Annotated in this window: 16 protein-coding genes and 2 pseudogenes; 10 read left to right on the top strand and 8 right to left on the bottom strand. The window is 41.0% G+C overall.

The window, feature by feature from the left end; genetic code table 11:
• Together L650_RS0104285 and L650_RS0104280 are read right to left on the bottom strand one after the other, a co-directional pair.
• Positions 1 to 109 (bottom strand): annotated as a pseudogene (locus L650_RS0104285) (putative 4-hydroxy-4-methyl-2-oxoglutarate aldolase); the annotation flags it as partial.
• A 3-nt stretch (positions 110 to 112) separates the two neighbouring features.
• Positions 113 to 766, bottom strand: a complete 654-nt coding sequence (locus tag L650_RS0104280; RefSeq protein ID WP_024032802.1) for a TetR/AcrR family transcriptional regulator — start codon at positions 764 to 766, stop codon at positions 113 to 115.
• A 175-nt stretch (positions 767 to 941) separates the two neighbouring features.
• On the opposite strand from L650_RS0104280, the gene yddG reads away from it, so the two are divergent.
• Positions 942 to 1862: an aromatic amino acid DMT transporter YddG gene (gene yddG / locus L650_RS0104275; protein WP_029772309.1), complete on the top strand. Its 921-nt coding sequence runs from the start codon at positions 942 to 944 to the stop codon at positions 1860 to 1862.
• A 33-nt stretch (positions 1863 to 1895) separates the two neighbouring features.
• Here yddG and L650_RS0104270 read toward each other — a convergent pair whose 3' ends face one another.
• The 3 genes and pseudogenes from L650_RS0104270 to L650_RS0104260 form a co-directional block, all read right to left on the bottom strand.
• Entirely contained in the window at positions 1896 to 2762 is an 867-nt protein-coding gene (locus L650_RS0104270) for an alpha/beta fold hydrolase (RefSeq protein ID WP_029772308.1), read from the bottom strand.
• 393 nt (positions 2763 to 3155) lie between these two features.
• Positions 3156 to 3622: pseudogene (locus L650_RS0104265) on the bottom strand (ankyrin repeat domain-containing protein).
• Positions 3623 to 3722: 100 nt separating this feature from the next.
• Positions 3723 to 5261, bottom strand: coding sequence for a catalase (locus L650_RS0104260; protein ID WP_029772307.1), 1539 nt, complete (start codon positions 5259 to 5261; stop codon positions 3723 to 3725).
• A 373-nt stretch (positions 5262 to 5634) separates the two neighbouring features.
• Between L650_RS0104260 and L650_RS0104255 the strand changes: the two genes are divergently transcribed.
• The 8 genes from L650_RS0104255 (at position 5635) to L650_RS0104220 (ending at position 14634) form a co-directional block, all read left to right on the top strand.
• Complete coding sequence (locus tag L650_RS0104255) at positions 5635 to 6306, top strand: HAD family hydrolase (RefSeq protein WP_029772306.1); 672 nt, start codon at positions 5635 to 5637, stop codon at positions 6304 to 6306.
• Between the two features lie 382 nt (positions 6307 to 6688).
• Positions 6689 to 8410: a purine-cytosine permease family protein gene (locus L650_RS0104250; RefSeq protein ID WP_029772305.1), complete on the top strand. Its 1722-nt coding sequence runs from the start codon at positions 6689 to 6691 to the stop codon at positions 8408 to 8410.
• Between the two features lie 36 nt (positions 8411 to 8446).
• Positions 8447 to 9970: a mannitol dehydrogenase family protein gene (locus L650_RS0104245; RefSeq protein ID WP_029772304.1), complete on the top strand. Its 1524-nt coding sequence runs from the start codon at positions 8447 to 8449 to the stop codon at positions 9968 to 9970.
• A gap of 2 nt (positions 9971 to 9972) precedes the next feature.
• Positions 9973 to 10890, top strand: a complete 918-nt coding sequence (locus tag L650_RS0104240; RefSeq protein WP_029772303.1) for a carbohydrate kinase family protein — start codon at positions 9973 to 9975, stop codon at positions 10888 to 10890.
• A 280-nt stretch (positions 10891 to 11170) separates the two neighbouring features.
• Positions 11171 to 12637, top strand: a complete 1467-nt coding sequence (locus L650_RS0104235; RefSeq protein WP_004589533.1) for a carbon starvation protein A — start codon at positions 11171 to 11173, stop codon at positions 12635 to 12637.
• A gap of 91 nt (positions 12638 to 12728) precedes the next feature.
• Entirely contained in the window at positions 12729 to 13421 is a 693-nt protein-coding gene (locus L650_RS0104230) for a cupin domain-containing protein (protein ID WP_029772302.1), read from the top strand.
• Between the two features lie 225 nt (positions 13422 to 13646).
• Positions 13647 to 14027, top strand: a complete 381-nt coding sequence (locus L650_RS0104225; protein WP_029772301.1) for an STAS/SEC14 domain-containing protein — start codon at positions 13647 to 13649, stop codon at positions 14025 to 14027.
• Positions 14028 to 14181: 154 nt separating this feature from the next.
• Entirely contained in the window at positions 14182 to 14634 is a 453-nt protein-coding gene (locus L650_RS0104220) for a nuclear transport factor 2 family protein (RefSeq protein ID WP_024032783.1), read from the top strand.
• Between the two features lie 42 nt (positions 14635 to 14676).
• Here the strand turns inward: L650_RS0104220 and L650_RS0104215 are convergent, their stop codons facing one another.
• The 3 genes from L650_RS0104215 to L650_RS0104200 all read right to left on the bottom strand — a co-directional run bounded on the left by L650_RS0104215 (position 14677) and on the right by L650_RS0104200 (position 19487).
• On the bottom strand, positions 14677 to 15624 hold the full coding sequence (locus L650_RS0104215) for a carbohydrate kinase family protein (protein ID WP_029772300.1): 948 nt from the start codon (positions 15622 to 15624) through the stop codon (positions 14677 to 14679).
• A 111-nt stretch (positions 15625 to 15735) separates the two neighbouring features.
• Positions 15736 to 18126: a TonB-dependent receptor gene (locus tag L650_RS0104210; RefSeq protein ID WP_029772299.1), complete on the bottom strand. Its 2391-nt coding sequence runs from the start codon at positions 18124 to 18126 to the stop codon at positions 15736 to 15738.
• A 164-nt stretch (positions 18127 to 18290) separates the two neighbouring features.
• On the bottom strand, positions 18291 to 19487 hold the full coding sequence (locus L650_RS0104200) for an MFS transporter (protein ID WP_029772298.1): 1197 nt from the start codon (positions 19485 to 19487) through the stop codon (positions 18291 to 18293).
• Positions 19488 to 19660: 173 nt separating this feature from the next.
• Between L650_RS0104200 and gtfA the strand changes: the two genes are divergently transcribed.
• Positions 19661 to 21133 carry a sucrose phosphorylase gene (gene gtfA, locus L650_RS0104195; protein ID WP_029772297.1) on the top strand — a complete coding sequence of 491 codons (1473 nt, stop codon included), beginning with the start codon at positions 19661 to 19663 and terminating at the stop codon, positions 21131 to 21133.
• The last annotated feature ends 178 nt before the right edge of the window (positions 21134 to 21311 follow it).

Raw genomic sequence — 21311 nt, 5'->3', positions numbered from 1 at the left:
CTTGGCCACTAAATGTGGTTTTTTTACCAAAGTGGCGCAGGCCGCTGTCGGCTACTTGTACGCTATTGCGGTGATCGTCAAATAAGTCTGGGGTGGTAAAGTTATTCATGGGTTAAGCCTCACTGTGCTCAGGTATTTTTAAACCAATACCTTTTAAAATTATGTGGGCAGTTGATTGCGTTATTTGTGCCACATCGGTTTCGTCGTATTCTAACTTGTTCATTACCAGTAGCACTTCGGCCTGAAAATCGGCGTAGTACTGCGTAGTTGACCAAATGGTAAATAATAAATGGTAAGGGTCAACATTATCCATTTTGTTTGCATCTATCCAGGCCTGAAACACGTCTACCTTTTGTTTTACCCACGGGCGTGTGTTGGTTCTAAAGTAGTTTTGCAAATAAGGAGCGCCGCGCAGTATTTCACTGGCAAATAAACGTGATTGCAGCGGCTGGTTTACGGCAAGTATTACTTTGCTTTTAATATAGTGATACAGCACATGTGCAGGGTCGTCCTCAGGGGTTACGTTATCTAAGCCTAAGTTCCAGTGTGCAATAATGCGGTCTATTACGTTTTCGTATAGGCCGTCTTTGCTTTTAAAATAATATAAAATATTGGCCTTAGGAACGCCTGCTTCTTTGGCAACCATACTCATACTGGTGCCATCGTAACCAAGCTGAGAAAACAATTGCTCGGCGGCATCGAGTATTAATGTTTGGTTTTTTACTCGGGTGAGTTCTTTTTTATTTGGCTTTGTTTGTGTGCTCATTATGGCGATGCTGTTTTTAACGTGTTGAATGATTGTAACTTTACTGACCAAAAGGTCAAACACTTAAGTGCAGGCCAAAAACATCTTTATAACAATAAATGATGAGCAACAATTGTTTAACCCACTAATTACTGTTAGCGTAACGTCAAACATAAGTAGTACTTTTAGGTAGTTAATGGACTTTTTTTCTAATCATAAATACACGCTTTATGGCATTGCCGCTATTTTATTATGGAGTTGTTTAGTGGCTCTGCTCAGGGATGTTTCGGAGTTATTTGGCCCCATAGGAGGGGCGGCACTCATGTACAGTGTAAGCGCGCTGTTTTTAATTTTGGTAATGGGGCGGCCTAAGTTTGCTGGGTTTAATAAGCGCTATATTATTTGGGGTACTGCTTTATTTGCACTTTACGAGGTGTGTTTAGCGCTGTTTGTAGGGCTTGCTAATAATCGCCACCAAGCGGTAGAAATGGCAGTTATAAATTATTTATGGCCCACACTTACCATTTTGCTCAGTATTATAGTTAACCGTAGTAAAGTAAGTGTTTGGATTTACCCCGGTATGCTGCTTGCCTTTTTTGGTGTGGCTTGGTGCGTTGGTGGCGATAGTGGGTTATCACTTAATAGTATAATGGGCAATTTTGCCAGTAACCCAACGGCCTACTTGTTGGCGTTTGTAGCACCTTTCATTTGGTCTGTTTACTGTGTAATTACTCAAAAAAATAGCAATGGGAAAAATGCCATTGTGCTGTTTTTTATCGCCACGGCACTAAGCTTATGGGTGTTGTATGGATTAAGTGACGAGCCAAAAATGACCTTTACGCTGCACGCGACCGTAACGCTTGTGCTAGCTGGTGTGGTTGTTGGCAGCGGGTATGCTCTTTGGAACCAAGCTATTATTGGCGGTAACTTAATGTTGCTTGGTACGCTTTCGTATTTTACGCCGGTTTTTTCAGCGATTATTTCGGCGCTTTATTTATCTATTACCCTTAGTGCCTCGTTTTGGCAAGGAGTAATAATGGTAACTGGCGGCTCACTCGTATGCTATTTCGTAACGCGTGAAAAACCAGTTAAAAAGCAAATCAACGCCGTAAATTAACGGTGCAAATGTACGGAGTAAACGCATCCTTTTTTAACTGTGTTTGTTTAGCCAGTTAAGCGCAAGTGGCCATAATCCGTCAGATCTTTTGCTAAAAAATTTCATATGGCCAATTTCCTTCAAACCATAGTCGTGTGGGTTTAAGGTTAGGGTTTGTGCTTTTAATTTAGGAAAAACCGAGAGCATATCGGCAACATTTGCATTGTTAGCAATATCGTCATCGGTAGCATTAACCCATATTGAGGGCATAGAAAGCGTGTTGTAACAGTGTTGAAATACGGTATCACCAAATGCTGATTGCACATAACCTTGGGCGTTACACCATTTGCGCCATTGTTTAGCTACGCCTTTAGGTAGGGGCTCGCCCATACCAAACCACTGCGATTTAGTATGACCAAACAAGGCATTACTAAAGGGTATGACCCCATTCATAAAAAAGTGCGCTTTAACCTGATACGCTAAGCTCATATTAGTTAATTTACCTGACGAGCAAGCAAAATTAAACGCGGAGCTTAGCTCGTTGGCGTTATGCATTAGCCCCACTAATTGCCCACCGGCGCTATGACCCACTAAATGATACTGCGTATTAGGAAATACCCTTTGCAAATGCTCAAGCGCCGCAGGCATGTCTTGCTCACCCCAACTTTGTAAACTGGCTTTGCTTTTTTTAATGCTGCGGTTAAGCGATTGGCCAATGCCACTGTTATCAAAAGTAATAACGCCAAAGCCATGTTGCTGTAAGTAAGTAGCAAAGTTTGCATAAAACTGCTGCTTTATACCGGTTGCAGGGGCAATCATCACCGCACCTTTAATAGGGCTGGTGGGTGTAAATAGGTGTGCGCTTAGAGTTTGCCTGTCGTTACAGGTTATAGTGACGTGCTCAAAGTGTGGTGCGGTCATTAGAATTATTATTTCCCATATAAAGTACACAGGTAAAAATAATATCTGGTTAGACCAGTCTCAGCAAGAGGCGTGTGCGTTGTTTATACCAACCCCATTAAGTATGTGTTCTAAATTTTACGTCGAATAAACAATTCAGTCCTAGTCGTAAATTGATGTAAATGGTTGTTCCCTTGACGAAAATTACAACAAAGAAATGAGTTGTTTTAGCAAGTAAAATAGATCAGCTATTTATTGGCGTTGGTATTAAACCACGCCCCAGATAAAATGGGGCGAGAGGAAGGTTTAAATAACTAAAGGGGACTACTTATTTTGCCAAAGCCGTGTTATTGGCTGCTAATGTAGCCTTATTGTCACTAACAATAACGGGCTAATGGGTATATGAAAAGTTGATTAATTAGATTTGCTGTTTACCTGTGCTAATAAGTCGAGCACTTTTTGTTGGCCAAATTTTTGTGCAAATTGCTCGGCTGTTTGGCCGGCTTTGTTTTGATGTGCGTTGTCGCAATCAAGGCTAACAAGTGTTTTAGCTATGCTAAATTCGCCTCTAAATATGGCGGCNCGGCCATTAGGGCTGTATTACCGCGGTTGTCTTCTAAACAGGCATTAGCGCCTAATTGTAATAAGGTGTTTACCGTATTTTTATTGCCATGGTAGGTGGCAATCATTAGCGCGGTGTAACCTTTGTTGTTGTAACTATTAATAGGAATGCCAGCATCTACAAATTGCGTTATTACGGCGGTGTCGTCGGTGCGTGCGGCTGCAAAGTAATAAGCAAGTAAGCTGTTGTATTGCGACTGGGCGGTGCTTTGTTCCGTTACAGGGCTTTGTGGCTCATTGGCAAAGCTTGAAAAGCTCATCACTAAAGTAAATATAATAAGTAATTTACGCATACTGTTTACCTTTTTAAAAAAGAGGAAAGCTAGGCTTTCCTCAATAACTTACAGGTTGGGTAAAATATTAAAGCTTAGCGGCTAGTTGCTTAACTTGTTTCATGTCGCCGTTTACAGCTTTAGTTAAGCGTGTACCGTATTCGCTATCTGCTTTGTAGAAGTGGCTAAGCATTTTGTGCATAACTTTGCTGTCTTTCACTTTGCCTAAATCACCGGCTAAGTTGTTAACTAAGTTAGTGCGCTCTTGCTTGCTAAAGCTGCGGTAAAGTACACCCGCTTGAGCAAAGTTTTGCTGCTTTTTAATTGCTGCTTGTTGTACGTAGCCTTTAAGCTCTGTGTTACTTCTGCGTGCAATTGGGTTTTCTGCAACGTTTTCGTGACTTGGTTGGTAGTTCACGTTACTTGTGGTATTACCGTAGTTCATTGCGCCGTCTTGGTTGTAGTTAACCACTTCAACTTTTGCACGGTTAATTGGCAATTGTTGGTGGTTAGCACCTAAGCGGTACATTTGCGTATCGGCGTAAGAGAAAACACGCCCTTGTAAAAGTCTGTCTTCAGATGGCTCAATACCCGGAATTACATTTGCCGGTGCCATTGCAACTTGTTCTGTAGATTGGAAGAAGTTAGTTGGCATACGGTTTAGGGTCATGGTGCCTACTTTAGTTTCTTTAACGTCTAACCACATTTTTGTTGCATCTAATGGGTTGTAGTCAAAGTCATCTAACTGCGACGGATCAAGGGTTTTAATGTATAGATCCCACTTAGGGAAGTTGCCTTTACCAATCTCGCTGTATAGGTCGCGTGTTAAGTGTTGGAAGTCTTTACCTTGCACTTCGTTTACTTCTTTAGCATCAAGGTTGTCTATACCTTGTTGGCTTACCCAGTGAAACTTAACGTATTTAACATCGCCTGATTTATTAATCATTTTGTAAGCATGTACGCCCCAGCCGTCCATTTTACGTAGGCTTGCTGGTGTGCCGTAGTCGCTGTATACCCACGTTAACATGTGAGTAGAACCTGGCTCGTATGAGAAAAAGTCAAAAAAGCGGTTAGGATCTTGAATGTTATCTACCGGTGATGGTTTTAACGAGTGAACCATGTCTGGAAATTTAATCGCATCGCGAATAAAGAATACCGGTAAGTTGTTACCTACTAAATCCCAGTTACCTTGGTCGGTGTAAAACTTAGTAGCAAAACCACGTGGGTCACGCAGTGTTTCTGGGCTACCTTTTGAGTGAATTACTGATGAAAAACGTACAAATACATCAGTTTCTTTGCCCGCTTCTGCAAACGGTGCAGCAATTGTTAAGTCATCTAATTCTTTAGACGCTACAAACACACCGTGTGCACCTGTACCACGCGCATGCACTACACGCTCAGGAATACGCTCACGTGCAAAACGTTGTAGCTTTTGAATTAGGTGTACGTCTTCAAGTAATACACTTCCGCGCTCACCTGCGGTAATAGAGTTTTGGTTGTCGCCAACAGCTGCGCCGTTGTCTTTAGTAAGGGTAGTTGCGGCACTTGCAGGTAATGCCATTGCTAAAGCTAATGCGCTTAGCGTTAACGTAGATTTATTATTAATCGTGTTTTTTTGAGTATTCATTGTCGACCTCATCTGTATAAAAGTGCCGGCAGTGTTGCTGGCTGTTTAACTGTTAACGAGTGTATTAATAAAAGTGGGTTCGGTAAAATTGATTGTTTAGATTGGGGTAATCACAAATTTAGATTGTTGTTTGCGTGCTGCCTTCTATTTTCTAAATAGCCGTTTTGTAATGTTCGACCTTAGTCGTAATTGCAATTTTGAAATCAATGAAAATACAGACAATTTCATATTTAATGAATAAATATTCACCACTGTGGTGCGTTTTTCACTAACAAGATGTTGACTTATTATAACAATAAAGAGAATATGCTCACTTGCTGGGCTTATGCTCAAGTCAAGGTTGCACCAAACTAGGTGCATAAAAAGGGGCAGTATGAATACTAAAATAGAATTAGTTATTTTTGATTGTGATGGCGTTGTTATAGATAGCGAAATATTAAGCGCGCAAGTGTTAATAAACATGCTTGCAGAGATTGGCGTTAATATTGACCGAGCCTATGTACAACAATATTTTTTGGGCTGTAATTTTAAAACAGTCACCCAAAACTTATTCGATACCTTTAACGTGACCTTAGCTGAGAGCTTTGAAGCCGATTACCGAGAAGCACTATTAAACGAGTTCGAAACTGCATTAATGCCAACTAACGGCATTAAACACGTGCTAGAGCAATTATCTGTACCTTGTTGCATTGCAACAAGCAGTAGCCCTAAACGCACCGCTAAAGCGCTTAATGTGGTTAATTTATCGCAGCACTTTAATAAGGTATTTACCTCAAGTGAGGTAAAAAATGGTAAGCCCGCGCCCGATTTATTTTTACATGCCGCTGAGCAAATGGGCGTAAAGCCACAAAATTGTTTAGTGATTGAAGATTCAAAAGCCGGCGTGTGCGCCGCACTTGCCGCCAATATGCAGGTTTTGCATTACAGCGGGGGTGGGCATATGCAAGATGCAGTGAATTTTGTTCACCAAGCTTACCCAGAGGTAGCGCATTTAACGCATTGGGATGACTTTTATAAGCAGTACCCAACATTACAAACACAGTAATAGAATATCAACGTTGAGCTTTATGACACTGACAAAGCTTAACGTAAAAATGCATTAATTATTAATTAGTTATAGTAGTAGCATTATAAAAAGGCACGGTGATTTACTCACTATTAATTTAAATAAAAAACACTTATTTAAATTAATAGTTAACCTGCACTTTGGTTAAGAGATTTACTAACATATTAAATCAAAAGTGATATCTATGTTTATTTTCTCTAGCCAGAGATTTACAGTGAAAACAAGGCGAAATTACGCGTCAATAGCTAGCCTATTGCAAGTAAATTTAACGTAGTTAGCGCTGGAAATAGCTGCTTGAGATAGATTTATTATCCAGAGTTCAGGTTAGTTAGGGCTGTGCTTAAAACAATAGGAAAATACCATGGCATCAAGTCCACACACACAAACATTTAACGATGTTAACGAAGAGCAATTGCCCGTTGCTAATCATAAGCTTCATGGTTGGAAGCACTTTGCCGGTTTATACGCTGGTGAACACGTTGCTGCAACCGAGTTTGTTATTGGTGCAACCTTTGTTGCATTAGGCGCATCGACCATCGACATTTTATTAGGTTTATTAATTGGTAACCTATTAGCTATGTGTTCGTGGTGGTTAATTACCTCTCCAATTGCGGTAGAAACACGCTTAAGTTTATACAACTACCTAAATAAAATTGCGGGTAACTCAATGACCAAGCTCTATAACTGGGCAAACGTGGTCATATTTAGTGTGATATCCGCCGCCATGATCACGGTATCGGCAACCGCAGTGCGGTTTTTGTTTGATATACCCGCGCAACTCGATTGGTACCCTAACAGCTTAGCATTTGTGGCCATTGTATTATCGGTTGGCTCTATTGTTGTATTTGTGGCTATGTATGGTTTTTCAACCGTTGCTGATTTTTCTAAAATTTGTGCGCCATGGTTATTTGTTATTTTTATAGCGGGTTCGTTTGCCTTGTTCCCTGAGCTTTCTAATCATGTATTAGGAGTAACCACGCTAACTGGGTTTGATGACTTTATGGCGATAGGGGATTCTTCTATTTGGACCGGTACCACCGCTGATGGCGAAAAAGGTATTGGCTTATTAGAGGTTATTGGTTTTGCATGGGCTGCAAACTCTATTACCCACTTTGGCTTAATTGATATGGCAATTTTTAGATTTGCTAAACGCAAAAGTTACGGTTTGTTTTCAGGCGTAGGTATGTTTTTTGGCCATTACTTAGCATGGATCTCGGCCGGTATTATGGGCGCAGGTGTTGCGGTATTACTTAAAACAACTATTTCATCACTTGATCCAGGTGACGTTGCTTACCACGCATTAGGCTGGACAGGCTTTGTTATTGTAATTATTGCGGGCTGGACTACAGCTAACGCCAACCTTTACCGCGCAGGCCTTGCAGCACAATCTATTTTTGTTGACCAATCGCGCGAGCGCACTACCGCAATTGTCGGTGTTGTAACCGTTATAATTGCGTGTTTCCCGTTTGTATTTTCGCAAATGTTACCGCTTTTAACTTACGCAGGCTTATTAGTAGTACCTGTAGGCGGCATTGTATTTGCCGAGCATGTTTTATTTCCTAAAATTGGTTTAACCCGTTACTGGGCTAAATACAAAAACATTACACGTAGCGTACCAGCCATTGCCTCTTGGGCATTAGCACTTGTGTTTGGCTTTGGTTTAAATGCAATTGATGTAATGTCGTTTTACTACTTATTTATTCCTACTTGGATTTTCACCATTGTTATTTACACGCTACTGGCTAAAAAATACGGCGCAGGTGAAGACTACAGCAAAGAAATTGCAGCAGAAGAGCAAGAGCAGCAAGACATTAAAGAGTACCAAGCAGGACTTGCAGAAAACGTTCAAGCTCCCGTTGTTGATAACTCAATGCTAACCAAAGTGTTAAATGGCGTGTCGACTGTTTCGTTACTTATTATTTTTGGCTTTGCCAGCCAAGTAATGTTTTTTAGTGACAGCATGAGTATTTACGCAGGAAATAAATCTCAGTTTGAAATTGCATGTTTTATTTGCACCATTATTTATTTTGCAACCGCTTACTGGTCGCTATTGCGCCATAAAGCACTCAATACTGCATCTTAATTTAAATTTTTAATATTGTTTTAGTAAGGCCGCACCATGACGCAACACCAGCACACTGACGCTCTTGTTAAAGGGCTAAACCAACAAAGCTTGGCAGATATGCCAAGCCATGTAGATACACCAAACTACGACCGTAGTAAGCTTAAAGCGGGTATAGTTCATATTGGTGTGGGCGGCTTTCACCGTGCTCACCAAGCGGTGTACATTAACGAGCTATTAAAAACGCCTGGTGCTGAACAGTGGGGTATTTGTGGTGTTGGCTTATTAGAAGGTAACCGTGGTCTGCGCGATATTTTAAAGCAACAAGACTACCTTTACACGCTAACGGTAAGACACCCAAACGGGCAAATAGATAACAAAGTTATTGGCTCTATGATTGACTTTTTGTTTGCTCCAGAGGACAAACAAGCGGTTATTAATAAGCTTGCGCACAGCGATACGCATATTGTGTCGTTAACCATTACCGAAGGCGGCTATAACTTTAACCCAGTTACGGGCGAGTTTGACTACTCAAACCCAGACATTATTAACGACATTAACAACCCGAACGACCCAATTACGGCGTTTGGCTACATTACTGCTGCGTTAAAACTACGTAAAGAACAAGGCCTTGATGCGTTTACAGTACAGTCGTGCGATAACATTCAGCACAACGGTAATGTAACGCGTAAAATGCTACTTGCCTTTGCGGCCGAGCAAGATAAAGAACTAAGCGAGTGGATTGCTACTAACTTAACCTTCCCAAATGCAATGGTTGACCGTATTACGCCAGTGTCTAAAAAGAGCGATATTGACTACGTTGTTGATGCATACGGTGTTAGCGATGAATGGCCAATTACCTGTGAGTCGTTTACGCAATGGGTCATTGAAGACTCATTTTGCTGCGGACGCCCAGATTGGGATAGCGTTGGCGCACAATTTGTAAGTGACGTAACACCTTTTGAGACCATGAAAATACGCTTATTAAATGCAGGCCATTCGGTACTGGGTTTATTAGGCTCTGTACATGGCTACGGCACAATTGACGAAACAGTATCAGATCCTTTATTTGCAAAGTACTTACGTGCGTTTATGGATAGAGAAGTAACGCCTAACCTAGAGAAATTAGAAGGCATTGATCTTGAAATCTACAAAGACACGCTAATTGAGCGCTTTGCTAATCCAAACATTAAAGACAGCTTATCGCGCATTTGTTCAGAAAGCGCAGCAAAGCTACCTAAGTTTTTAATTGCCACTATTAACGAAAATCTAGCCCATGGCCGTGATGTATCACTTGCGACCCTGGTTATTGCTGCATGGTGTTTTTACAGCGATAAAGGCGAAGATGAGCAAGGCAATAAGCTTGAAATAATCGATGCAATGCAAAGCGAGTTACATGAAGCCGCGGCTAAAACGGCGACTGATGACCTTGCATTTTTATCGCTAACAAGCTTATTTGGCGATTTAAATACGCAAAGTGCCTTTACGTCTCACTACAAAAACAATGTAGAAGCGTTATACGCACCGGCTAGCAAAATTAAAGCAATTATGAATAACGTGCTTGAGCCTAAAGGTAACTAATAATGAGCATTTTAATTGATTCTAAACAAGGTAAAGACGTAAGCGTAAGTTGCTTTGGCGAAGTACTATGGGATTGTTTTGCAAACGATAAACGCTTAGGCGGCGCGCCGCTTAACATGTGTGTGCGTATTAACTCACTGGGCATTAAAGCCGACATGATAAGCGCTGTAGGTAACGATGAACTGGGTACTGAGCTACTAGGCGAAATTAAAAGCAAAGGCGTAAGCTGCGAATACATTGGCGTTAATAACGACAAAAAAACCAGCACAGTACAAGTTACCCTAGATAAAAGCGGCTCAGCCAGCTACGAAATAGTTGCCGATACAGCGTGGGATAACATTGAGCTTACAGACTCACTTATTGAAAAAGTAAAAGCCAGTGATGTATTTGTATTTGGCAGCCTTATTGGCCGAAGCGAAGCTTCACTTACTACATTAAACCAATTAGTTGATGTAGCTAACTTTAAAGTGTTTGACGTAAATTTACGTGCGCCACACTACACGTTAGACACATTAGTAGATTTAATGAATAAAGCCGACTTCATCAAATTAAACGATGAAGAGCTTTATGAAATTGCCAAAGCAATGGGCTGTAAGTTCCATTCACTTGAGCAAAACTTAGCGTTTATTGCACAGCAAACTAACACCGAATACTTATGTGTAACTAAAGGCAGCCACGGTGCACTACTAACCATAAAAGGCGAAAATTACTATAACTCAGGTTATTTAATTAGCGTTGTGGATACAGTAGGCGCGGGGGATTCGTTTTTAGGGTCGTTAATTTATCAGCTTTGTAGTAGCGATTGTGCACAACATGCTGTTGATTTTGCGTGTGCAGTAGGTGCTATGGTGGCCGAAAGTGCCGGTGCTACACCTACACTGACTCATGAACAAATTAACGAGTTTATGAGCCCAGCGTAACGTAAAAAATCACAGTTACACCCAATCATTGTGTGTGTAAGCGGCTTTACTTTTATAGTAAAGCCGCTTTTTTTTGCTTTAATTTTTATTAATGAAGCCGTTTAGATTAAGTGTTGAGCAAGGTGCATAAAAAGTGGCTTAAATTGGCTGGTGTATTAGCTATTCGTCTTATAGCGGGGGGATTAATACTTTGTTAATGTTCGTCGATTATTCATGGATTGAAAGGCGGGGCGGCAATTAGGCGCTCTATACTCCAAATACAAAAAGAGAAACGTGCTTTATGATCATCTTTTTTATCTGCATAACAATCTTAATACTGGGATATAAGTTTTATAGCCCGTTTGTTGAAAAACAAGCAGGTATGGATACAACAGTTGATACACCGCAAAAACGCTTTAGCGAAGGTGTTGACTATGTAGCCATTCACCCTGTGCGTGCATTTTTAATTCAGTTTTTAAATATTGCGGGCGTAGGCCCTATATTTGGCCCAATTTTAGGTGCGCTTTATGGACCGGTAGCACTTGTGTGGATTGTGCTTGGTAACGTATTAGGCGGTGCAGTACACGACTTCTTCTCAGGTGTGATGAGCATTAAAGAAGATGGCAAAAGCTTACCAGAAATAGCAGGGCACTATTACAACGTTGTGTTTAAAGGCTTTATGCTAATATTTACAGCCATGCTGCTGTTTTTTGTGGGCGTTGTATTTATTATGAGCCCAGCAGGCTTATTAAGTAATTTAGATGTATTTGAAGGCACTTTTTTTGCTAATAATACTTTTTGGGTTTTGGCTATTTTAGCGTACTACTTTTTAGCAACCCTGCTACCTATTGATAAAATTATTACTAAGTTTTACCCGCTATTTGGTTTATTAATGATTGTAATGACTACATTAATAGCCGGTGCGTTATTACTAGATGCGCCACACTTACCAGTTGCAGGCGACTTTTTAGCCTACTTTGAAGCCGACCACGCGCATGACTTTTTAGAGCCAAACCCTGATGGCCTGCCAACCTGGCCGTTATTGTTTATTACCATTACCTGTGGTGCTATTAGTGGCTTTCACTCTACCCAAGCGCCTATTATTGCCCGCTGTTTAACAAACGAAAAATACGTACGCCCAGTATATTACGGCGCAATGATGTGTGAAGGCATTGTAGGTTGTGTATGGGCACTTGCGGGTATTGCTGCATTCCCAGAAGGCTACGCTGGCTTAAAAGCATTGCTTGATCAAGGTGGTCCAGGTTTAGTGGTTAACCATGTAGCAAATAGTTACTTAGGCGTAATGGGCGGTATTATGGCCATTATTGCTGTTGCGGTGTTCCCTATTACCTCTGGCGATACGGCGTTCCGTTCACTACGTTTAACCGTAGTTGATGCATTTAATATTCCGCAAAGCTTACGTAATCGCTTATTACTGGCAGTGCCAATTTTAACGATTGCCTTTTTTATGACTAAATTAGATTTCTCGGTTATTTGGCGCTACTTTGCATTTTCAAACATGCTGCTTTCAACCAGTGTGCTATGGCTTGCAACCAAGTACTTATTTGATAGACGTGCATTCCACTGGATCACCAGTATACCTGCCGTTATCGCTACTGGCGTAACACTTTCGTACATTATGACTGCTGCTATTGGCTTTAATTTATCGGCCGACTTAGGTAAACCAATTGGTGCCGCTGTGGTTGTTATTGGCTTAGTAGGTTTAGTGTTTGTACACTCTAAGCATAAAAAGCTAGATGTAGCGTAAAGCGTTAAAAATTAAAAAAGCGAGCTAAATAAGCTCGCTTTTTTTATGCATAAAATTTACTCTCACACTATGCAATTTTAAAGGTAATAAAATGAAAATAGCTGCCGATTTTACCCAGAGAGTCGTTGTTCATAGTGAGCAACTTAATTGGAACCCTTCGCCAATGACGGGCGTTGATAGGCGCCCACTTGATAGAGTAGGCGCAGAAGTAGCCCGTGCTACAAGCATTGTACGTTATGCACCAGGGAGCGAGTTTTCGCCTCATGTGCATACAGGCGGCGAAGAGTTTTTTGTACTAGAAGGGGTATTTAAAGATGAGCATGGCGATTTTCCACAAGGCTCTTATATTCGTAACCCACCGCAATCAAAGCACAAACCAGGCTCCGATGAAGGCTGCATAATATTTGTAAAGCTTTGGCAATTTCAACCACAAGATAGAACCCACGTACGCTTACAAACACAGCATATGGGCAGCGTGCAACACGCCACATATAAAGGCCTTGCCATAACCCCACTTTATAAAGATGACTTTGAAGATGTGAGCTTATTGCATTTTGAGGCAGACGCCAACATGCAAATTAGTGCAAGCGGGGGTGCTGAGCTACTCGTGCTTGAAGGCGAAATAAGTGAGCAAACAGATGTATTAGTAAAGCACAGTTGGTTAAGGCTGCCTATTAATAGTGAGCTTAATATAACCGCAGGTAAGCAAGGTGCAAAAGTGTGGCTTAAATTAGGGCACTTAACAGATGTAGATAAGCAAATAGAGCGCGTACAAAACGCTTAGCAAATAGCATTATTTAGCAGTATTGTTTGATTTAGTTCAGTACTAATTAACTTAATACGGTGTAGTTTTATAGTTTAACTCAGTAAGTGATGGGTATTTTTGGGGTTTTTATTTTTTAAAGGGAATAATTTCACTTTATAGGCTTTAATTAACTCCAACTTTCGTTATTAAACCCACTCACACAGGCTGTAAATAACATAAGCGCACCCGATTAAGGAGAGCAGCATGGTACACACAACACATGGTTTATCTATTGGTATTGAACGCGCAGGCCGAGAATTTTTTTTAAAACTAAAAGCTGTAGGAACGCTAACCCACAACGACTATAAAGTCATTACCCCTATGATCGACTCAGCGCTTGGCGAGGTTAAACACCCTATAGCAAACGTGCTTATTGATGCCAGCGAGCTAGAAGGTTGGGAGCTTCGCGCCGCGTGGGATGATTTAAAGCTTGGCGTAAGGCACTCAAAAGAATTTAATAAAATTGCTATTTATGGCAATCAAGAGTGGCAAGCCCGCATGGCTAAAATAGGCAATTGGTTTATTTCAGGCGAGGTGCAATACTACGAAAACGCCACCGCTGCCATCGATTGGCTAGATGAATAGCTTGATTGATAAAGTTTAAGTTAAAGCACTCTTACAGAGTGCTTTTTTATATAGGAGCGTTAATAAGTTTTTGAATTTGCTTTATTTTAATTGTTAATGTTGCTTAATTAAAATACACTTCTTAGTACTAATAAAACTACACATTATAATAACAATGAAACACGTACTTGCCCTTTTTGTATTACTCATATTTTCTACATCAATACATGCAAAAGACAACACCATATTTACGCCTGTGAGCGATTTATTTTTAGCTGTTTCTAACTTTGATCACGCAAAAATGCGCGCGGCGGTTGACGATTCATTCTTGCTTTTAGAGCACGGTGAAGTGTGGACTATTGATGACTTTGTAAACGTTGTTAAACCCGCTGATTACATAAGAACTAATTATTTTAGTGTTATAAATTCGCGTGTAGAAGGAAATGTTGCGTTTATTAATTACTGGAATAAAGCCAATTTTAAAAACGCCGATAAAAGCGGTGACATTTATTGGTTAGAAAGCGTGGTTGTATCAAAAGTGGGTGACAAATGGCTATTATCGCAAATGCACTCAACCCGTTTACCACAAGGTGAAACACCTAAAGGCGTTACTTTTATTAAGCAATAATTATAAATTAGGTTAAGCCCCGCTATTTGGGGCTTTAACTGTTTATATTACATCAGCCAGCACTGGTAATGCCGGAAAAGCGCCTTTAGCTAAACAGGCTTTAGAGCCACATTGAAGGGCAAAGTGCAGGGCGTTTTTTATGCTAGTTTCATCATTTAACTTATCTGCTAGTGATAAATCACTCCCTAAGTTATTTAAATAGTATAAAACTCCCGCTATAAAAGCATCGCCCGCGCTTGTTGTATCTACTGCGTTTATTTTTGGTGCCGATTCGTTAAGTATAAATGCGCTGTGGTAAACCGTAGCAGGCTCAGGCCCGTCGGTTAAAAACACCAGTTTTACTCCGGTATTTAATAGCATTTGAATGTAATCTTCGCCCGTTGTTTCGCTATGCTTTGCTAAAAAATTAAGTTCATCACGCGAAAGTTTAACTATGTCGCAATAAGCGAAGCAGGCTTGGACATTGCTGGCTATATCATGGATGTTTTCCCACAAGCTGTAGCGTAAATTTACGTCAAAACTAACGAGCTTATTATGTGTTTTAGCAAGTTCTAGCGCTTTAACCGTTGTGCTAGCTATGGCTGGATCGGTTAGGGTGTTTGAGCAAAAGTGCAGGGTGCTTATGCTTTGCCAATTTATTTGCGCTAAATGCGCTTGGGTTAAAAGTACATCGGCTGTGTTATGGCGATAAAAGCCAAAACTGCGCTCGCCTGTTTCATCAAGGCTTACTATTACCATGGCGGTTTGTGAGCCAGCAATGGTAAATAAATAGTCTGTATTTACATTGTATTGAGCCAAGGCATTACTTAATTGTTTGGCAAAATGATCGTCACCTTTACCACCACAAAATGCAGCATCACCGCCAAGTTTTGCATAGCCAACAGCAACATTAGCAGGTGCACCACCAGGGATGGGTAAGTACGCTGAGTTATGAGCATCTTGAGGCAGCATATCAATTAAAAGCTCGCCTAAGCACAGGAGTTTGGTCATTTGGAATATCCTAAAAAACCCAGCAAAGCTGGGCTAAAACATGAAGGGTGTTATTTATTCATACTTTAAAAGGCGCTACAGCGATGACTCACTGCAGCGCAATACACACATTTAGTTAAAAGCGTATTTTAAAGTAACCGACGTAGTGCGGCCGTTAATAGTACGGGCACGAATAATGTCGTTTTCTGGTACTGAGCCTTCTTCGGCTTCTGTAATACCTACTGTATCGAATAGGTTGTTTACATTAAGCGCAAGGTTTAAGTTTTCTGATAAGTCGTAGCTTACAAACGCATTTACTTGCGTGTAGCCGTCAAACTTAAGGTCGTTGTTATCTTGTGCATAAGCATCGGTTGTACCAATAAAGCTTACACCTGCCGCGCCGTTATCGTAGCTGTAACGCGCCATTAGTGAGTAAATTAAATCCGCTTGGCGACGTGGTGTGTTACCTACAACTTCAGGGGTTAGCGCATCTTTTGCAATTTCAGCATCGGTCCAAGTAAAGTTACCTCTAAAGTCCCATGCATCCATAAAGTAAGTTGATTCAACCTCAATCCCTTTTGCTTCGTATTCACGGTCGAAAAAGGTTTGCGATGTTGCTTCAAAGTTTTGCTCTTCTGTTTCTGCGTAAAAGGCTGTTGCAAATACCGAGAACGAGTCAAAGCGTTTTTTCACACCAATCTCAAATTGGTTTACTTCATCTACTGCATCTTCATCGGCTACGCTTCCGTCACTGCGTACTTTACCAAATAATAAACGGTCTGCATTTGCGCGCCCACCTTTACTAATACGTGCAAACGTAGCTAGGCTTGGGTCAATTTGGTAGTTAGCACCTACAGAATAAGACGAGTAGCTCCAGTCGTAATTTACTGGGCTTGCATTAGCTATATCAATACCTGCTACGTTTTGCTCAGGAATAGAAATAGTACCGTCGCGGTTCATATCTACTGTTGAGGTTACGGCTCCTGCGTAGTTACCGCGTGCTTCACCGCTATCGTAGCGGGCACTTGCATCAATGCTTACATCACCAAGTTTTGTTGAAAACGCAACATACGGTGCGCGAGTGTCGTATTCGGTGTCGTAATCGCGCTGACAACAGTTACCCCAATAAGGCGTGCCGTATGCATATAAACCATTTTCTGAATACTCAGTGCCATCGGCTGCGGTTACATTTAAAAGTGCCGCATTGTCGCCTTTAAGCTCCATTAAGTACGAGTTCCATAACCACGACATAGCAATGTTTTGTGTAGAGGCAAAGTAACCAAAGGTTAGGCTAGTGTCATCGCTAAACGATTTAGTCAGTTTAAAATCATTAACAATAGAGCCAAAGTCATTAAGCGTTACATCAAAAGTGTGAATACGCATGGCAAGTTCATCATTAAATGCTTCGCCTGTGTTTGCGTTACTCAGTGTTGCGCCTACACCGCCAATACTTTGTGCAATAGACGATGCGCTGCCAACCTCAGCAGGAATAAGCGAGTTAAAGTTGCCGCTAATTGACGATTTACGAAAACGGTTTTCGATACGCCAATCGTTATCTAAATCAAATACAGCTTCAAAACCAACAGAGTCAACCTTTGGATTCATACCATCACGGATATCACCACTGCTAATTTGGTTTTCGCCATTTAGGCGCACTGTTTTGGTAAATAATGCTGAATGCGGTGTATCTGATTGCGCATCAAACCCGGCAATAGAATCACCATTTGAGTACATTGGCATAGGAAGGTAGCCAACACTCTTATCGTCTAGGTGTTTGTAATAAAGGCGTACGTAGCCGTTTTCAAAATCTTTAGTAAGGTTTGCTTTAATTTGGCCACCTTTATTTGATGTGTAGCCTGTTTCGCGCGGGCCTTCGCCTTGGCGTACAAAACCACCTACATGAAAACGCACGCTGTCGGTTAAATAGGTGCCGTATTCAAAGTCGGTGCGTACACTGTCGTAATCTAGGCCAACAGTAGTAGATACGCTACCCGATTCGTTTTCGCCATTTTTAGAAATAAAGTTAATTATGCCGCCAGGTGCATTACTGGCTGATGTAGAGGCTGAGCCACCACGAATTGATTCGATTGTTTGCACTGTGTTATCAAGGCGCATAAAAATATCGGCGTTACCAAAGGCAACATCACCAAACTGCATTACAGGCAGACCATCTTCTTGCAGTTGTAAAAACTTGGCGCCACCCGATGCTACAGGTAAGCCACGCACTGCAATATTTGCATTACCTTCACCGCCTGTTGATTCAGCGCGAACACCCGGGATAATTCTAAATGCTTCAGCCGTTGAGCGTGGCGTTGATACCTCAACTTGCTCAAGCGATAAACTGCTTACTGATGAACTCGATGCCATAATAGTTGTGCGGCGAGGTACACCGGTTACAACAATTGTTTCAAGCCCTTGCTTAGCTTGCACTTTGGTTTCTTGCTCGTCTTGTGCATGAACGCCTTGGCTTACTGCAAGTGCTAAGGCACTGATTAAATATAAAGGTGTGTGGTGTGTTGTCATGTTAACGCCTCATTGTGTTGTGTGAGTTTGTTATTTTTACTTAATCGATTAAGTAAAAATAACAAAGTTTTTACAATATGCAAATTATTTTTGTGTGTAATTTGCACTTTTTTTGTTTTTATATTGATTTTAAAGGTATTTTTTATTCTGGCTTGAGCAGCCATTTATGCATTTTTAGTTAATGCTTTTGCCGCAGGGTCGCGGTAAAAGTTATAAAGCATGGCTAAAAATAAGATCACAGCAAAGCCGGTAGCTAAGTAAAAACCGTATCGTACGTGGCCAAAGTAATCACTTATCATGCCCATAAATAAAGGCGCAAGTGCGGCCGAAAGCGCGGTAAAAAATAAAATAACACCCGCTACTGCACCATGTTGTGCAACAGGAAAGCACGATATACCTTTAGAGTTTAAAGTAGGGTAAACCATCGACATAAATAAACCCGAAAGCGGAAGCAAGCCTACCGCCCAATCAACACCGCCTACCAAAGTGCCTACATAACACAGTGCGATGCCTAAGCTTAAATAAGCCATGACCCCTTGCCAGCTAAAGTGATTTAAAAGCCATACAGCAATAAAGCGTCCAGCAGCACGTAATACAAAAAATATAGTAAGTGCGTAGGTCGCAAGTAAAGGCCACGAGCCTGTGTAATCTTTTAAAAGTGTTGGCATCCACACGTAAATAGCAACCTCGGTAGCCACATATAATGCAATAGCCAACGAAAAACCAAGTGCGTACGGGTTTTTAATCATTTTCATGGTGGTGGCAAGTGAAGCGGGCTTTTCTGTGCTTTTAACAACACTTGGGTAGTCGGCGCGCCATGCCATTAACGCTAAAATTAAACACATAACGCCGGCAATAATGTACAGGTAAGTCCAGCTCACGTTTTGAGTAAGCAGTACGCCTACCAGCGCAGGACCAACTATGGCACCAATACCAAAAAAGCCTTCTACTTTGTTCATGGTTTTAGTGTGCTCTGCGTTACTTGCAGATATATCGCCAAGTAGCGCTAGTGCGCCGGTTTTAAATAAACCAATGGCAAGCCCTATACAGCACAGCAAAATTAAAAATACCGAAAAACTGTTACTAAAGGCAAACAAAAAACAGCTGAGCGAAAAAATTAGTAAGCCTAACATTATGGTTTGTTTACGGCCTAGGCTGTCGGNACTAAAGGCAATGAGTGCCATAGGTGCATAATGAAAAGCACTGGCTTGGGTCATACTTAAACCAAACTCTGTGATTAGTTCAGGGATGATCATACCTACTGCATCTGAGGTCATCGCAAACATAAAAAACATCATGTAAGTGAGTATTCGTATGCGCTGCATTGGGTCGCTTTGCGAGTGTGTGTGTAAATTCGTCATGTGATTTTTCCTCGTTGTGGCTCAAGTTATAGTAATAACTCAATCACTTACTCTAGTTAGTATTACCGTTGCCACAACTTTTGTATGTAAAATATTTAAAAATTACTTGTAAAATTGTACGTGCTAGTTAAAGATATATCTTAATCGATTAAGTTTCAACTTGGTAATCACACATGATGAAGAATAAAGTTCAATTGATCACATACGCTGATCGAATTACAGGTCAAGATATAAACGCACTTACAACATTGTTAAAAGGTCCTTTGAAGGGCGTATTTGGTGGTGTGCACCTTTTACCTTTTTATAATCCTATTGATGGAAGCGATGCGGGCTTTGACCCGATTGATCACAGCGAAGTAGATTCTCGCATTGGTACATGGGCTGATATTCAAGCACTGGGTGAAAACCATGATCTAATGGCTGATTTAATCGTTAACCATGTATCGGCGCAGTCTTATCAGTTTCAAGATGTGCTAGCTAAAGGCAAGCAATCAGAATTTTGGGATTTGTTTTTAACAAAAGAAGACGTTTTTCCAAATGGTATGAGCGAAGCTGAGCAACAAGCAATTTATCGCCCGCGTCCCGGTAGCTGTTTTACGCCAATGCAGTGTGGCGATGGTCAAACGTATGACTTTTGGACCACGTTTACCGATAACCAAATTGATATAAACGTAAAAGTTGAAGCGGGTATTGCGTATTTAAATAACGTATTAACTAAGTTTTCTGAAAATAACGTAAATATTATTCGTTTAGATGCAGCGGGTTACGCAATTAAACAAGCCGGTACAAACTGTTTTATGCTAGACGAAACCTTTGGCTACCTAGATAACTTGTCAAAGCAAGCAAACGAGCTTGGCATGGAAACCATTGCTGAAATTCATAGCCACTATCAAACACAAGTAGAAGTAGCAAAGCGTGTAAACATGGTTTACGACTTTGCATTACCGCCGCTTATTTTGCATAGCTTATTTAATAACGATGTAGATGCATTACTTAAATGGTTACAAATTTCACCACGCAACTGTTTAACGGTACTTGATACGCACGACGGCATAGGCATTATTGATGCAGGCCCAATGGGCGACAAGGCAGGGCTATTAAATGCACAGCAAATAGATACCCTTGTAGAAACCATGCATGCCAACAGTAACAACCAAAGCCGCCAAGCTACAGGTGCTGCTGCCAGTAACGTTGATTTATACCAAGTAAATTGCACGTATTACAATGCATTAGGCGCTAACGATTTAGATTATTTGATTTCGCGTGCCATACAGTTTTTTGCCCCCGGTGTGCCGCAAGTGTACTACGGCGGTTTATTTGCCTGCGAAAACGATATGGATTTACTTGCGCGTACCAATGTGGGCCGTGATATTAACCGTCCGTATTTAAATAGTGAAACAATTGAGCACGCACTCAATAAACCTGTAGTAAAAGGTTTAATAGAGCTCATTAAATTACGTAATGAACACCCCGCTTTTGCAGGAGAGTTTAGTGCTCACGGCACCCAGGGAATATGTTGTTTAACGTGGCAACTAGAAGATAAGTCTATTGCATTAAGTGTTAATTTTAAAACGCGAGATGCACTTATTACCCAAGTAAATGGTGATGAAGAAACAACGATAAGTTTAAACGCATTGTTAGCCTAACAGGCTATTAAAACATAAAAGCCAAGCTCAAAAGCTTGGCTTTTGTTTACCCAGTCCTTTTTAACATAACCTATTAACCACTTGCGCCAATATCTAGCTCGTAACTTACATCACATATTTTTTCTTCTTTAGATATAAAGAGCTCGGCGGCCATTACGCCTTTTTCTTGGCTGTTTTG

Source organism: Pseudoalteromonas sp. TB51 (assembly GCF_000498055.1).
In the GTDB taxonomy this organism is placed as follows: Bacteria; Pseudomonadota; Gammaproteobacteria; order Enterobacterales; family Alteromonadaceae; genus Pseudoalteromonas; species Pseudoalteromonas atlantica.
Note: the sequence above shows the minus strand (reverse complement) of the source record. Positions and strands in the feature narration are given on the sequence as shown.